The 14,722-nt window shown below is 70.6% G+C and carries 12 protein-coding genes; 4 read left to right on the forward strand and 8 right to left on the reverse strand.

Features of this window, described 5'->3' with window-relative positions; genetic code table 11:
* Nucleotides 1-83: 83 nt before the first annotated feature.
* The 4 genes from whiA to uvrC are packed head-to-tail and all read right to left on the reverse strand — an operon-like array spanning nucleotide 84 to nucleotide 5,120.
* Nucleotides 84-1,073, reverse strand: coding sequence for a DNA-binding protein WhiA (gene whiA / locus ABZ893_RS27600; protein ID WP_127830442.1), 990 nt, complete (start codon nucleotides 1,071-1,073; stop codon nucleotides 84-86).
* Nucleotides 1,064-2,101, reverse strand: a complete 1,038-nt coding sequence (gene yvcK / locus ABZ893_RS27605; protein ID WP_361408531.1) for a uridine diphosphate-N-acetylglucosamine-binding protein YvcK — start codon at nucleotides 2,099-2,101, stop codon at nucleotides 1,064-1,066. The genes whiA and yvcK overlap by 10 nt, the downstream gene beginning before the upstream one ends.
* Entirely contained in the window at nucleotides 2,098-3,084 is a 987-nt protein-coding gene (gene rapZ / locus ABZ893_RS27610) for an RNase adapter RapZ (protein WP_361408534.1), read from the reverse strand. Before rapZ ends, yvcK begins: the two co-directional genes overlap by 4 nt.
* Nucleotides 3,081-5,120 (reverse strand): excinuclease ABC subunit UvrC, encoded by a 2,040-nt coding sequence (uvrC, locus tag ABZ893_RS27615; protein WP_361408537.1) that lies wholly within the window; start codon nucleotides 5,118-5,120, stop codon nucleotides 3,081-3,083. The genes rapZ and uvrC overlap by 4 nt, the downstream gene beginning before the upstream one ends.
* A gap of 253 nt (nucleotides 5,121-5,373) precedes the next feature.
* On the opposite strand from uvrC, the gene ABZ893_RS27620 reads away from it, so the two are divergent.
* Nucleotides 5,374-6,432: a hypothetical protein gene (locus tag ABZ893_RS27620; protein WP_361408540.1), complete on the forward strand. Its 1,059-nt coding sequence runs from the start codon at nucleotides 5,374-5,376 to the stop codon at nucleotides 6,430-6,432.
* Between the two features lie 42 nt (nucleotides 6,433-6,474).
* Here ABZ893_RS27620 and ABZ893_RS27625 read toward each other — a convergent pair whose 3' ends face one another.
* A complete protein-coding gene (locus ABZ893_RS27625) occupies nucleotides 6,475-6,897 on the reverse strand; it encodes a Rieske (2Fe-2S) protein (RefSeq protein ID WP_361408543.1) in 423 nt (140 codons plus the stop codon).
* 236 nt (nucleotides 6,898-7,133) lie between these two features.
* Here ABZ893_RS27625 and ABZ893_RS27630 point away from each other — a divergent pair, with 236 nt between their 5' ends.
* On the forward strand, nucleotides 7,134-8,099 hold the full coding sequence (locus ABZ893_RS27630; protein WP_361408546.1) for a carbohydrate kinase: 966 nt from the start codon (nucleotides 7,134-7,136) through the stop codon (nucleotides 8,097-8,099).
* 138 nt (nucleotides 8,100-8,237) lie between these two features.
* On the opposite strand, the gene uvrA is transcribed toward ABZ893_RS27630, so the two are convergent.
* A complete protein-coding gene (gene uvrA, locus ABZ893_RS27635) occupies nucleotides 8,238-11,297 on the reverse strand; it encodes an excinuclease ABC subunit UvrA (protein WP_361408549.1) in 3,060 nt (1,019 codons plus the stop codon).
* A gap of 274 nt (nucleotides 11,298-11,571) precedes the next feature.
* On the opposite strand from uvrA, the gene ABZ893_RS27640 reads away from it, so the two are divergent.
* Both ABZ893_RS27640 and ABZ893_RS27645 read left to right on the forward strand, forming a co-directional pair.
* Nucleotides 11,572-12,261, forward strand: a complete 690-nt coding sequence (locus ABZ893_RS27640) for a maleylpyruvate isomerase family mycothiol-dependent enzyme (protein WP_361408552.1) — start codon at nucleotides 11,572-11,574, stop codon at nucleotides 12,259-12,261.
* A 9-nt stretch (nucleotides 12,262-12,270) separates the two neighbouring features.
* On the forward strand, nucleotides 12,271-12,927 hold the full coding sequence (locus ABZ893_RS27645) for an MBL fold metallo-hydrolase (protein WP_361408555.1): 657 nt from the start codon (nucleotides 12,271-12,273) through the stop codon (nucleotides 12,925-12,927).
* Between the two features lie 56 nt (nucleotides 12,928-12,983).
* Here the strand turns inward: ABZ893_RS27645 and aroQ are convergent, their stop codons facing one another.
* Together aroQ and ABZ893_RS27655 are read right to left on the reverse strand one after the other, a co-directional pair.
* A complete protein-coding gene (gene aroQ, locus ABZ893_RS27650) occupies nucleotides 12,984-13,457 on the reverse strand; it encodes a type II 3-dehydroquinate dehydratase (RefSeq protein ID WP_361408558.1) in 474 nt (157 codons plus the stop codon).
* An 85-nt stretch (nucleotides 13,458-13,542) separates the two neighbouring features.
* On the reverse strand, nucleotides 13,543-14,643 hold the full coding sequence (locus tag ABZ893_RS27655; RefSeq protein WP_361408561.1) for an ionic transporter y4hA: 1,101 nt from the start codon (nucleotides 14,641-14,643) through the stop codon (nucleotides 13,543-13,545).
* Between the last annotated feature and the right edge of the window lie 79 nt (nucleotides 14,644-14,722).

A 14,722-nucleotide genomic window follows, 5' to 3' on the forward strand; every position in this document is an offset into this window, starting at 1 on the left:
GCACGCCGCGGGCATGGAAAAACGCTGGTGCCGACGCCCTCACAGGGGCGCCGGCACCAGCGTCACGTAAGACAGCTTCCAGGTCAGCCGACCAGGTTGTCCGCCATCTCCTCCGTGATGTTCGACTCCGTACCCGGGATGCCCAGGTCCTGGGCCCGCTTGTCGGCCATCGCGAGCAGGCGGCGGATACGGCCGGCCACGGCGTCCTTCGTCAGCGGCGGGTCGGCGAGGGCGCCCAGCTCCTCCAGGGAGGCCTGCTTGTGCTCCATGCGCAGCCGTCCGGCGGCGGCCAGGTGCTCGGGCACCTCGTCGGCGAGGATCTCCAGGGCGCGCTGCACGCGGGCCCCGGCGGCGACGGCGGCGCGTGCCGAGCGGCGGAGGTTGGCGTCGTCGAAGTTCGCCAGGCGGTTGGCGGTGGCGCGGACCTCGCGCCGCATCCGCCGCTCCTCCCAGGCGAGCACCGACTCGTGCGCCCCCATGCGGGTGAGCAGCGCGCCGATCGCGTCCCCGTCCCGTACGACGACGCGGTCCACCCCGCGTACCTCGCGGGCCTTGCCCGCGATCTGGAGCCGGCGGGCGGCGCCGACCAGGGCGAGCGCGGCCTCGGGACCCGGGCAGGTCACTTCGAGGGAGGAGGAACGGCCGGGCTCCGTGAGCGAACCGTGCGCCAGGAAAGCGCCACGCCAGGCGGCCTCGGCATCGCAGGTGGCCCCCGAGACCACCTGCGGCGGAAGACCCCTGATCGGGCGGCCGCGGCCGTCCACCAGACCCGTCTGACGGGCCAGCTGGTCACCGCCCGCGACGACACGGACCACGAAACGCGAGCCCCGGCGGAGCCCGCCGGGCGCCATCACGATCAGTTCCGAACTGTGTCCGAAGATCTCGAGAATGTCCCGCTTCAGCCGTCGTGCCGCCATCGCGGTGTCGAGTTCCGCCTCGATCACGATGCGTCCGCTCACCAGGTGGAGCCCACCCGCGAACCGCAGGATGGCCGAGACCTCTGCCTTTCTGCAGCAGGTCCGGGTGACGGGAAGCCGGGAGATCTCGTCTTTCACCGCTGCCGTCATCGCCATGGGCCGATCCTTCCATGCATCCGAAAAATACGGTCGTACGCGGCGGCCAACAGCTCCGGATCGTGCCTCGGAGTCCCGTCGGACCCGGCCACGGGCGCCAGCTCGACCGCGGCGCCGAAGCGCTCCTTGGCGGCGTCGGTCAATGACTCGCGGTCGGGCACGGCGGCCTCGTCGGCCAGCACCACGTCCAGGGCGAGTTTAGGGGCGTGTCGTCCCAAAACCTCCAAATGACGCTGCGGTGAGAACCCCTCGGTTTCTCCGGGCTGCGGCGCGAGGTTCAGCGAGAGAACCCGGCGGGCCTTCGTCTCGGTCAGCGCGTCGAGCAGCTCGGGGACGAGCAGGTGCGGGATGACCGAGGAGAACCAGGATCCGGGGCCGAGGACCACCCAGTCGGCGTCGAGCACCGCGGCGACGGCCTCGGGGACGGCGGGCGGGTCGTGCGGAACGAGGTGCACGGACTGCACCTCGCCGGGCGTGAGGGCCACCGTGGCCTGCCCGCGCACGATGTCGACGTCGTCGGGCCGCTGCGGGTCGTGCCCTTTGACCAGGGCCTGGAGCTCCAGCGGGACCGCGGACATGGGCAGGACGCGGCCCTGCGCGCCGAGGAGCCTGCCGACCAGGTCGAGGGCCTGCACATGGTCGCCGAGCTGCTCCCACAGGGCGACGATGAGCAGATTGCCGACCGCGTGTTCGTGCAGCGCGCCCTGGGACTGGAAGCGGTGCTGGATGACGCGGGCCCAGGTCTGGCCCCAGTCGTCGTCCCCGCACAGCGCGGCGAGGGCCTTGCGCAGGTCGCCGGGCGGCAGGACGCCCAGCTCGTCACGGAGCCTGCCGCTGGAGCCGCCGTCGTCGGCGACGGTGACCACGGCGGTGAGGTCACGGGTGATGCGGCGCAGCGCCGCGAGGGACGCGGACAGGCCCATGCCGCCGCCGAGGGCGACGACCTTGGGCGTCGCTCCCTTGCGTCGGCTCGATGGTGTGCTTCTGCTGCGCAGCCGGCTGGTGAGCCGCAGCGTACGTCCCGTCATTCGCGGCCCATGTCCCGGTGGACGACCACGGTCTCCACGCCCTCGGCCGCGAGACGCGCGGCGAGCTTCTCCGACATGGCGACGGAGCGGTGCTTGCCGCCCGTGCAGCCGACGGCGATGGTCACGTACCGCTTGCCCTCGCGGCGGTACCCGGCCGCGATGAGCTGGAGCAGCTCGGTGTAGCGGTCGAGGAACTCCTTGGCGCCGGGCTGGCCGAACACGTAGTTCGCCACCTCCGGGTTCACGCCGGTGAAGGGGCGCAGCTCGGGGACCCAGTGCGGGTTCGGCAGGAAGCGCATGTCGACGACGAGGTCGGCGTCGACGGGCAGGCCGTACTTGAAGCCGAACGACATGACGGTGGCCCGCAGCTCGGGCTCCTCCTCGCCGGCGAACTGGGCGTCCATCTTGGCGCGCAGTTCGTGCACGTTCAGGCTGGAGGTGTCGATGACCAGGTCGGCGTCGCCGCGCAGCTCGCGCAGGAGCGAGCGCTCGGCCGCGATGCCGTCGACGATGCGGCCGTCGCCCTGGAGGGGGTGCGGGCGGCGCACCGACTCGAAGCGGCGCACCAGGGCCTCGTCTGAGGACTCCAGGAAGACGATCCGCCGCGTGACGTTACGGGACTCCAGGTCGGCGAGGGACTGGTGCAGGTCGTCGAAGAAGCGGCGGCCGCGGACGTCGACGACGACGGCGATCCGGGCGACGTTCCCCTGCGAGCGGGCGCCGAGCTCGACCATGGTGGGGATCAGCGCGGGCGGCAGGTTGTCGACGACGAACCAGCCGAGGTCCTCCAGACACTTGGCCGCCGTGGAACGTCCGGCGCCGGACATCCCGGAGATGATCACCAGCTCGGGGATGGCCGCCTCGGGCACCCCGGGGGCCTCGTTCGTACCCGCGTTCACCTGTGCTCCGTCGTCGTCCCGGCCCGTCTGTTCCTCGGGGGCCGGTTCTGGTGTTCCCTTGTCGCCCTGCTCGTTCTCGTTCATGGCTCCTGCCCCCGTCGTTCGTCCGAGGCCGCCGCGGCGGGGGCCGCGGGGTCCTCGTCTTCAATGATCTCTCCTGTGGCGGTGTTCACGGCCGGCGCGGCGGGCTCCGCGCGCGCGAAGGCCGCCACGATCGTCTCCGCCGTCTTGCGGCCTATGCCGGGAACCTCACAGATCTGGTCGATTGTGGCGGATCGCAGCCGTTTCACCGAACCGAAGTGCTTGATCAGGGCCTGCTTGCGCGTGTCCCCGAGCCCTGCCACCTCGTCGAGCGGCCCGGCCTTGAAGCGCTTGGCCCGCTTGGTGCGCTGGTACGTGATCGCGAACCGGTGAGCCTCGTCACGGACCCGCTGGAGGAGGTAGAGCCCCTCGCTGGTGCGCGGCAGGATCACCGGGTCGGTCTCGTCCGGCACCCAGACCTCTTCGAGGCGCTTGGCCAGGCCGCACACCGCGATGTCGTCGATGCCCAGCTCGTCGAGGGCCCTCTTGGCCGCGGCCACCTGCGGCTGCCCGCCGTCGACCACGACCAGCTGCGGCGGGTACGCGAACCGCTTGGGCCGCCCGTCGTCCTCTGTGAGCGTCGAACCGGAAGCGCCGTCGAGCAGCGTCTCCTCGTCGTCCGACCACTCCCCCGACTTCTCCTTCTCGGCCAGATAGCGCTTGAACCGGCGCGTGATCACCTCGTGCATGGAGCGGACGTCGTCCTGCCCCTCGAAGCCCTTGATCTGGAAGCGCCGGTACTCGCTCTTCCTGGCCAGGCCGTCCTCGAAGACGACCATGGAGGCCACGACGTCGTCGCCCTGGAGGTGCGAGATGTCGTAGCACTCGATCCGCAGCGGGGCGCTGTCCAGATCCAGTGCCCCGGCGATCTCCTCGAGGGCGCGCGAGCGAGTGGTGAGGTCGGAGGCGCGCTTGGTCTTGTGCAGCGCGAGGGCCTGCTGCGCGTTCCGGTGAACCGTCTCCATCAGGGCCTTTTTGTCGCCGCGCTGCGGGATCCTCAGCGACACGTTCGACCCGCGGCGGTGGGTGAGCCATTCCTGTACGGGTTCCAGGGGCTCGGGCAGCGCGGGGACGAGGACCTCCTTGGGCACGGCGTCGCCGCGCTCCTCGCCGTAGAGCTGCTGGAGCGCGTGCTCGACGAGGTCGCCGCTGGTGACGGCCTCGACCTTGTCCGTGACCCAGCCGCGCTGGCCGCGCACGCGCCCGCCGCGTACGTGGAAGATCTGCACGGCGGCCTCCAGCTCGTCCTCGGCGAGGGCGACCAGATCGGCGTCGGTGGCGTCGGCGAGGACGACGGCGCTCTTCTCCATCGCCTTGCGCAGCGCCTCTATGTCGTCCCGCAGGCGCGCGGCGCGCTCGTACTCCATCTCCTCGGCGGCGTCCGTCATCTCCTTCTCCAGGCGGCGGAGGTAGGTGCCGGTGCGGCCGGTCATGAAGTCGCAGAAGTCCTCGGCCAGTTCGCGGTGTTCCTCGGGCGAGACGCGGGCTACGCAGGGGGCCGAGCACTTGCCGATGTAGCCGAGGAGGCAGGGGCGGCCGGTGCGCGCGGCGTTCTTGAACACGCCCGCGGAGCAGGTGCGGACGGGGAAGACGCGCAGCAGCAGGTCGACGGTGTCGCGGATCGCCCAGGCGTGCCCGTACGGACCGAAGTAGCGCACGCCCTTCTTCTTCTGGCCGCGCATGACCTGGACGCGCGGGAACTCCTCGTTCATCGTGACCGCGAGGTACGGATAGCTCTTGTCGTCGCGGTACTTGACGTTGAACCGGGGGTCGTACTCCTTGATCCAGGAGTACTCCAGCTGCAGGGCCTCGACCTCCGTGGACACCACGGTCCACTCCACGGACGACGCCGTGGTGACCATCGTGCGCGTGCGGGGGTGCAGGTTCGCCAGGTCCTGGAAGTAGTTGGCCAGGCGGTGGCGCAGGCTTTTCGCCTTTCCGACGTAGATCACCCGGCGGTGCTCGTCACGGAATCTGTACACCCCTGGCGAGTCCGGGATCTGTCCCGGCTGGGGGCGGTAACTGGAGGGGTCGGCCATGTCAGACACCCTACTTGCGGGCACCGACAGTGATGTTGCGTACGCGTATCCCGGAGACAGACGGCGGACCTCGCGCACAAGTCGGTTGTGCGCCAAGTCTTGTCCGGGGCAAATCGGCAGGATTCAATGCCGGACTAACCGGGGCCGCGCACCTGGTGCGTACGGAAGGGTTTGTTCCCGTACGCCGGTGGCGCCCCGCGCCGTCCGTGACGCCCCGGACGGCAGCCAAGACATGCACACCGGGAGGCCCTGGATGCCGTACGGCACACAGCACGCGCGAACCTGCGCGCCCGAGTTGGAGAAGGCGCTTCGGTCGGGGCCCTTCCACGTCGCTCTGCGGGCCGCGATCACCGCGCGCGGGCTGCCGTTGCACCGCGTGCGGCACCTGCTGACGCAGCACGGCGTCTCCGTCTGCGTCACCACGCTGAGCTACTGGCAGCACGGCGCCCGGCATCCGCAGCGCGCCGAGTCGCTCCGGGCCGTGTGCGCCCTGGAGGCGGTCCTGGAACTGCCGGCGGATTCCCTGATCAGACTGCTCTCCGACGACCTCGCTCACGACCTGGCCGACATCCGCGCCGACCTCTTCGGCGAGGCCCTCAGCGTCGGCGGCATCGGCCAGGGCGGCATCGGCGAGGGCGGCCTCAGCGCGGACGGCTTCGGCGACAGGCCCGGAGAGCATCGGCCCGCCGCCCACTCCTACCGCTCCCTGGCCGAGGCGTCGGCCGTACGGGACCGGTTCCTCACCGAGCTGGGGGCGCCGCCGGACGGCGGCCTTCGCACCGTCGGCCTGCACGAGCGGGTGCGGATCGGCGTCAGCCGCGAACTCCTCGGTCTGGACTCGCAGCACATCGTGCGCGCCCACGTGGACGGCGTGGACCGCTATGTCGCCGTCCACCACGGCGACCCGGGATGCCGGACCCGCCACATCTCGGTGCGCGCCCTGGAGAACTGCCGTACGGGACGCGTGCGCCGGCACCGCGAGACGGGTGTCGTCGTGGCGGAACTGCTCTTCGACGCCCGGCTGCGCTCGGGCGACACGTTCCTCTTCCGCTACGGGTTCGAGGACGGCACGGCGGGCCCCTCGTCGGAGTACCTGCACGCCTTCGACGCCGCGGGCGGCCAGTACGCGCTCCAGGTCAGGTTCGCGGACGGGAAACTGCCCGCGCGCTGCCAGCGCCTCGCCCAGTACTCCCCCGCCGCCCCGCGCGGCGGGCGCAGGGACCTGCCCCTCAGTGACCTGCACCGCTCGGTGCACCTGGTGGAGCCGCAGGTGCGGGCGGGCATCGTCGGGATCGGCTGGGACTGGGACTGACGGTTCGGGTCAGGCCGCGGGCTGCCGGCCGCGGGCTCCGGGTCAGGCAGCCGGTCCCGCGACGATCTTGCCGTTCTTCACCTCGACCGACAGCTTCGCGAGCGGCACCGTCGCCGGGTCGTGCAGCACCTTGCCGGTCGTGGCGTCGAACTTGCTGCCGTGACAGGGGCAGGTCAGCTCCGTGCCCTCGAGCATGGTGATCGGGCACTGCCGGTGCGTGCAGATCGTGCTGAACGCGGCGTACTTGTCGGCGGAGGGGCGGCTGACCACCACGTTCTCGTTCTGGTACAGCTTCGCGCCGCCCACGGGCACCTCGTCGGCCTTGCCGAGGTCGACCGGGGCCGTCGGCGCGGCGGTCGGCGCGCTCGACCCACCGGGCGAACAGGCGGCGATCCCGATTCCGGCGGTCCCGGCGAGCGCGACGCCCCGCAGCACGGTTCGGCGGGTGGGAGGCGTGCCGGACATGAGGACTCCAAGGGGCGGTGGGGCGCGGAAGGGCGCACATTCGGTGACGGAACGGGTAACGGTCCGACGATACCGGTGGGCCGGACGACGCCTCCCGGGACCCTGGAGAGCCGACGACACCCTCCCGGGACCCTGGGGAACTGGTGAGCGCCTAGCCTTTGGCTCACGCACAGCCTCTGGCTCACCCGCACCTCGGCTCACCGCACCCTCTGGCCACCCCGCGAAAGGACCCGCCCGTGATCGTCGTCGCCGGAGAGGCCCTGATCGACCTCGTGCCGCAGGCCGGGGGCACCGACGGCAGTGGCGGACGCGGAGCCAGTGGCGGAGACGGTGACGGGGGCGGTGGCCTGCCCGCGCTCGCGCCCCGACTCGGTGGCGGTCCCTACAACACGGCGGTGGCCGTCGGGCGGCTCGGCTCCCCCGTCGCCTTCTGCTCACGGGTGTCACGCGACGCGTTCGGTGAGGCCCTGCTCGGCGGCCTGGCGCGGGCCGGCGTTGACGTGTCGTACGTCCAGCGGGGCGCCGAACCGACGACCCTCGCCGTCGCCTCGATCGACGCGAACGGCTCGGCCGGCTACGCGTTCTACGTCGAGGGCACGGCCGACCGGCTCTTCTCCCTCCCCGACCGGCTCCCGGCCGGCACGCGCGCGGTGTCGTTCGGTACGTGCTCGCTGGTCCTGGAGCCGGGGGCCAGCGCGTACGAGGAGCTGATGCGGGTGGCCGCGGCGGAGGGCGTGTTCACCGCGCTCGACCCGAACATCCGGGCCGGTCTCATCCCCGACCCGGACGCGTACCGGGCGCGCTTCAAGGGCTGGCTGCCCTCGACCGGTCTGCTGAAGTTGTCCGAGGACGACGCCGAGTGGCTGGGCGGCACGCCCGAGGAGTGGCTGGCCTCGGGTCCGGCGGCCGTCGTGATGACCCGGGGCGGAGCCGGTCTGACCGTCTCCACTCGGGGCAGCGCGCGGTACGACGTGCCGGGTGAGCCGGTCGACGTGGTGGACACGATCGGCGCGGGTGACACGGTGAACGCGGCGCTGCTGCACGGGCTCGCCGCGTGGGACGCGCTGTCCGTGGAGGCGGTGGCGGGCCTCGGTGCGGACGCGTGGCACCGGCTGCTGCGCTTCGCCGCGCGGGCTGCGGCGGTCACGTGCTCGCGGGCGGGCGCGGAACCCCCGTACATGACCGAACTCCCGCCGCTCTAGGGGCTGTTGCCCCTATATCCCCTGCCCAGTTGTCCCTATCCAGTTGTCAAAGTTCCTGTCAGGGCGGCTGTCAGATGAACGCGCGGCGCCCCACGGGGAGTTCCCGTGAGGCGCCGCGTGTTTTTTACGAACTCGCCGTCAGGCCTTGCGGGCCCGCGTGGACTTGGTGGCGGTCTTCTTCGCCGCCACCTTCGTCGTGTTGGCCGTGGCGACCTTCTTGGCCGGAGCCTTCGCGGCGACCGTCTTGGCGGCGACGGCCTTCTTGGCCGAGGCAGCCTTCTTGGGCGCCGCCTTCTTCGTAGCCGTAGCCGTGCCCGTACCCGTACGAGCCGCAGGCACCGTCGCGTCGCTGAAGCGGTCGGCGCCGAGGATCTCGCGCAGGAACTTGCCGGTGTGGCTGGCCGGTACGCCCGCGACGTCCTCGGGGGTGCCCTCGGCGACCACGAGGCCGCCGCCGTTCCCGCCCTCGGGGCCCATGTCGACGACCCAGTCGGCCGTCTTGATGACATCGAGGTTGTGCTCGATGACGATCACCGTGTTGCCCTTGTCGACGAGGCCCGACAGGACGGTGATGAGCTTGCTGATGTCCTCGAAGTGCAGGCCGGTCGTCGGCTCGTCGAGCACGTAGACCGTACGGCCGGTGGAGCGCTTCTGGAGCTCGCTGGCCAGCTTCACGCGCTGGGCCTCGCCTCCGGAGAGGGTCGGCGCGGACTGGCCGAGCCGGACGTAACCGAGGCCGACGTCGTGCAGCGTGCGCAGGTGGCGGGAGATGGCCGGGACCGCCTCGAAGAAGCCGAGCGCCTCCTCGATGGGCATGTCCAGGACCTCGGCGATGGACTTGCCCTTGTAGTGGACGTCCAGCGTCTCGCGGTTGTACCGCGCTCCGTGGCACACCTCGCACGGGACGTAGACGTCCGGCAGGAAGTTCATCTCGATCTTGATCGTGCCGTCGCCGGAGCAGTTCTCGCAGCGGCCGCCCTTGACGTTGAAGGAGAAACGTCCCGGCAGATAGCCGCGGACCTTCGCCTCGGTGGTCTCGGCGAACAGCTTGCGGACGTGGTCGAAGACGCCGGTGTACGTCGCCGGGTTCGAGCGCGGGGTGCGGCCGATGGGCGACTGGTCGACGTGCACGACCTTGTCGACGAGGTCGTCGCCGTCCACGCGCGTGTGCCGGCCGGGAACGCTCCGCGCCCCGTTCAGCTCGCGGGCGAGGTGCGTGTACAGGATGTCGTTGACCAGCGTCGACTTGCCGGACCCGGAGACTCCGGTGACGGCGGTCAGGACGCCGAGCGGGAACGACACGTCGATGTCGCGCAGGTTGTTCTCGCGCGCGCCGTGCACGGTCAGCCGGCGGGTCGGGTCGACGGGGCGCCGGATGTCGGGCATCGCGATGGACTTCTTGCGCGACAGGTACTGGCCGGTCATCGACTCGGGGTTGGACAGCAGCTCCTTCAACGGGCCGCTGTGCACGACCTTGCCGCCGTGCTCGCCCGCGCCGGGGCCGATGTCGACGACCCAGTCGGCGACCTTGATGGTGTCCTCGTCGTGCTCGACGACGATGAGCGTGTTGCCCATGTCGCGCAGCCGGACGAGGGTCTCGATCAGCCGGTGGTTGTCGCGCTGGTGCAGGCCGATGGACGGCTCGTCCAGGACGTAGAGCACGCCGACGAGGCCGGAGCCGATCTGGGTGGCGAGGCGGATGCGCTGGGCCTCACCGCCGGAGAGCGTGCCGGCCGCGCGGTTCAGCGACAGGTAGTCGAGGCCTACGTCGACGAGGAAGCGCAGCCGCTCGTTGACCTCCTTGAGGACGCGCTCGGCGATCTTCTTGTCGCGCGCGTCGAGCTTCAGCTCGCCCAGGAAGTCCGCGCAGTCGCTGATCGACATCGCGGAGACCTCGGCGATCGACTTCTCCATCACCGTGACGGCGAGGACGATCGGCTTGAGGCGGGTGCCCTCACAGGTGGGGCAGGGCACCTCGCGCATGTAGCCCTCGAAGCGCTCGCGGCTTGAGTCGCTCTCGGCCTCGCTGTGGCGCCGCTTGACGAACGGGACGGCGCCTTCGAAGGGGGTCGTGTAGACCCGCTCGCGGCCGTACCGGTTCCGGTAGCGGACCTCGATCTGGGTCTTGTGGCCCTGGAGGAGGGCCTTCTTGGCGCGCTGGGGCAGGCCCGCGAAGGGGATGTCGGTCCGGAATCCCAGCGCGTCGGCGAGCGCTCCGACGAGGCGTCCGAAGTAGTCCTTGGTGTGCCCGTGCGACCAGGGGTGGATGGCGCCCTCGTCGAGCGACCGGTCCTCGTCGGGGACGATCAGCTCGGGGTCCACCTCCATGCGCGTACCGATACCGGTGCAGTCCGGGCAGGCGCCGAAGGGTGAGTTGAAGGAGAAGGAGCGCGGCTCCAGCTCCTCGAAGGACAGGTCGTCGTACGGGCAGTACAGGTGCTCCGAGTACATGCGCTCGCGCTCGGGGTCGTCCTCGGCGAGGTCGACGAAGTCGAGGACGACCATGCCTCCGGAGAGGCCGAGGGCGGTCTCGACGGAGTCGGTGAGGCGGCGCTTGGCGGACTCCTTCACCGTGAGGCGGTCGACGACCACCTCGATGGTGTGCTTCTCCTGCTTCTTCAGGGTGGGCGGGTCCGAGAGCTGGATGGTCTCGCCGTCGACCCGGGCGCGGCTGTAGCCCTTGGTCTGGAGGTCGGAGAAGAGGTCGACGAACTCTCCCTTGCGCTCGCGCACGAGCGGCGAGAGGACCTGGAAGCGGCTGCCTTCGGGCAGGTCGAGCACCTTGTCGACGATGGCCTGGGGCGACTGGCGCGAGATCGGCCGGCGGCATTCGGGACAGTGCGGCTTGCCGATGCGCGCGAAGAGCAGGCGCAGGTAGTCGTAGACCTCGGTGATGGTGCCGACCGTGGAGCGCGGGTTGCGCGAGGTCGACTTCTGGTCGATCGAGACGGCCGGCGAGAGGCCCTCGATGAAGTCGACGTCCGGCTTGTCCATCTGGCCGAGGAACTGCCGGGCGTACGAGGAGAGCGACTCGACGTAGCGACGCTGCCCCTCGGCGAAGATCGTGTCGAAGGCGAGCGACGACTTGCCGGACCCCGACAGACCCGTGAAGACGATGAGCGAGTCGCGCGGAAGGTCGAGCGAGACGTTACGGAGATTGTGCTCGCGCGCGCCACGGACGATGAGACGGTCGGCCACGCCGGTCCGCACCTTTCTTGAGAGAGACAACCCTTGAAGAAGCAGCAAGAAGCAACAAGGGGCGGGGCCCGGAAGCCGAGAGGACTGCCTTCGAGGCCGTCTTTCGAGACTAGAGGGGGCCACCGTCAGCGATGGACTGGTTTCCATGGTTGGTAACAAACCCCGACCACCAAGAATGCCCGATGCCGCATCCGAGCGTATAGCACGTACATTCGATTCTCGGCCACGGTAGGCCGCCTTCACCCGATCGAGTGGCCGGACTATCGTCGGCGCCATGAGCGATCATGTGCACGACCTGGCCTCTGTACGTGAAGCGACCGACCGGCTCCTCAGTGCTGTCGGCACGCTGGACAACGCGGCTCTGGCCGAGCCGTCACGGCTTCCGGGCTGGACCCGTGGTCACGTCCTCGCGCACCTCTCCCGCAACGCGGACGCGCTGGAGAACGTGTTCGCCGGCCGGCCGATGTACGCGAGCGCCGAGGCCCGCGACGCCGACATCGACCGCGACGCCCCGCGGGACCTGCGCGAACACCTCGACGACCTGAGGGCGAGCGCGGGCGGTTTCGATCGCGCCGCCGAGGCCCAGACCGACTGGACGCGCACGGTCGAGCTGCGCAACGGGGTCAAGGACTCGGCCGGCCGGATCCCGTTCCGCCGCTGGATCGAGGTGGAGCTGCACCACGTCGACCTCGGGATCGGCTACGAACTGGAGGACCTCCCTCCGGAGTTCGTCACGCGCGAGACGGACTTCCTGGCCGACCGCTTCGCGGGCAACGCGGACATGCCGGCGACCGGGCTGACGTCGGACGACGGCCGTACGTGGACGACGGGCGGCGACTCCGGGGCCGGCCCGGTCACCGTCACAGGACCCTCAGCGGAACTGCTCGGCTGGCTGTGCGGACGGCGCGACGGCTCCGCGCTCACCGTCACGGGCGGCCCCCTGCCTGTCGTACCCCCGCTATAGGCTGAGTTCATGACGTACAGCGGAGCGGTGAAGGTCGGCGGACCTGCGGACGTGCACGAGTTGCCGGACCTGATGATCTCGAAGGTCGCGGTCGGCTCGATGAACAACAACGCCTATCTGCTGCGCTGCCGGGACACCGGCGAGCAGCTCCTGATCGACGCGGCCGCGGAGCCGGAGACCCTGCTGACGCTGATCGGGGCCGACGGCATCAAGTCCGTCGTCACGACGCATCAGCACGGCGACCACTGGCAGGCGCTCGCGCAGGTCGTGGAGGTCACGGGCGCGCGCACGTACGCGGGCCGCTTCGACGCGGAGGGCATCCCGGTGCCGACGGACGTCCCGGTCGAGGACGGGGACACCATTCAGGTCGGCCACGTCTCGCTGACCGCGCGCCACCTGGTCGGCCACACGCCCGGGTCCATCGCCCTGGTCTACGACGACCCGCACGGCCACCCGCACGTCTTCACCGGGGACTGCCTCTTCCCGGGCGGCGTCGGGAACACGTGGAAGGACCCGGAGGCCTTCGCGAGCCTGATCGACGACGTCGAGACGAAGATCTTCGGCGCGCTCCCGGACGAGACGTGGGTCTACCCGGGCCACGGGAACGACACGACGCTCGGCGCCGAGCGGCCGCATCTGCCGGAGTGGCGCGAGCGGGGCTGGTAGTAGCTGCCGATGGGTGAACGCCCGGCTGGGCCGGGCGTGTTCACGAACCCGTCGTCCTAGACCGTCGCGACGCCGGGTGCGGCCAGGGCGGCCACGCGCTCCACCGCGAACGCATACCCCTGGACTCCGCATCCGGCGATCACGCCGTCCGCACGCAGGGACACGTAGGAGTGGTGGCGGAACTCCTCGCGCTGGTGGATGTTCGAGATGTGCACCTCGATGACGGGGAGGCCGTCGCAGGTGTTGAGGGCGTCGAGGATCGCGACGGACGTGTGCGAGTAGGCGGCCGGGTTGATCACGATGCCGACGTGGTTCTGCCGCGCCTCGTGGATCCAGTCCACCAGCTCGCCCTCGTGGTTGGACTGCCGGAAGTCGACGGTCCCGCCGAGCGCGGCGGCCGTCTTCGCGCACAGTGCCTCGACGTCGGCGAGGGTGTCGGAGCCGTAGATCTCCGGCTGACGCTGGCCGAGAAGGTTCAGGTTCGGCCCGTTCAGGACCATGACCGGGGCGTTGGCGAGGGTGCGGGGCACAGGGGACCTCCGTGCGTCGGACTGCTGCTCCCTCTCGGTCTATCACGGAGCGTGCCCGCTTGGTCGGGCCGTATCAGCGCTGCTCCTACGGGGTGACGGCGAGCTCCACGTACGCCGCGAACACCACCAGGTGGACGCCGCCCTGGAGCTGGGTGGCGCGGCCGGGGACGACGGTCAGCGTGCCCACGATCATCGTCAGGACGAGCAGCACGATCTCCGTCGAGCCGAGTCCGAGGACGAGCGGGCCCGAAAGCCAGAACGACGCGACGGCGACGGCCGGGATGGTCAGTCCGATACTCGCCATCGCGGAGCCGAGCGCGAGGTTGAGGCTCGTCTGGACCCGGTCGCGGCGGGCTGCGCGGAGGGCCGCGATCGTCTCGGGCAGCAGGACGAGGAGCGCGATGATCACGCCGACGACGGTGTGCGGCATCCCGGCGGCCTCGACCCCGGACTCGATCGTCGGGGACACGCCCTTGGCGAGACCGACGACGCCGACCAGGGCGAGCCCGAGGAGTCCCAGGCTGGTCAGCGCGATACGCGTAGTGGGCACGTGCGCGTGGTCGTCGGCGTCGATGACCTTGCCCTGCTTGGTGACCGGCAGAAAGTAGTCGCGGTGCCGCACGGTCTGGTTCATGACGAAGATCCCGTACAGGACGATCGCCGCGGTGGCCGCGAAGATCAGCTGCGAGGTGGAGAACTCGGGGCCGGGCTTGGTCTTGGTGAAGGTCGGCAGGACGAGGCAGAGCGTGGCCAGGGTGGCGACCGTGGCGAGCGCGCCGCCGGTGCCTTCGGACTGGAAGACGGCCACCCGATGTCGGAACGAGGCGCTCAGCAGGCTCACTCCGACGATGCCGTTGCAGGTGATCATGACGGCGGCGAAGACGGTGTCACGGGCGAGCGTCTCCGCTTTTTCGCCGCCGTCGACCATAAGAGTGACGATCAGGGCCACCTCGATGACGGTGACGGCGATCGCGAGGACGAGGGAGCCGAAGGGTTCACCGACACGGTGGGCCACCACCTCGGCGTGGTGGACGGCCGAGAGCACGGACGCGGCGAGCACGAGCGAGACGACTCCGACGACGGGGCCCGGCAGCGAGCGCCCCCAGGTGAAGACGAGGAGCACGACCGCGAGGACGGGGACGACGGTCGTCCATTGCGTGACCAGTCTTCGGACCCCAGTGATCATGCCTTTGATGGTGCACCGGGGGTGGCGGGGGCGCGACTTCGGACGACGTGCCTGACGGCGGCCACGTGTCGTGAACCGC

This window comes from Streptomyces sp. NPDC046821 (assembly GCF_040645335.1).
Taxonomy (GTDB): domain Bacteria; phylum Actinomycetota; class Actinomycetes; order Streptomycetales; family Streptomycetaceae; genus Streptomyces.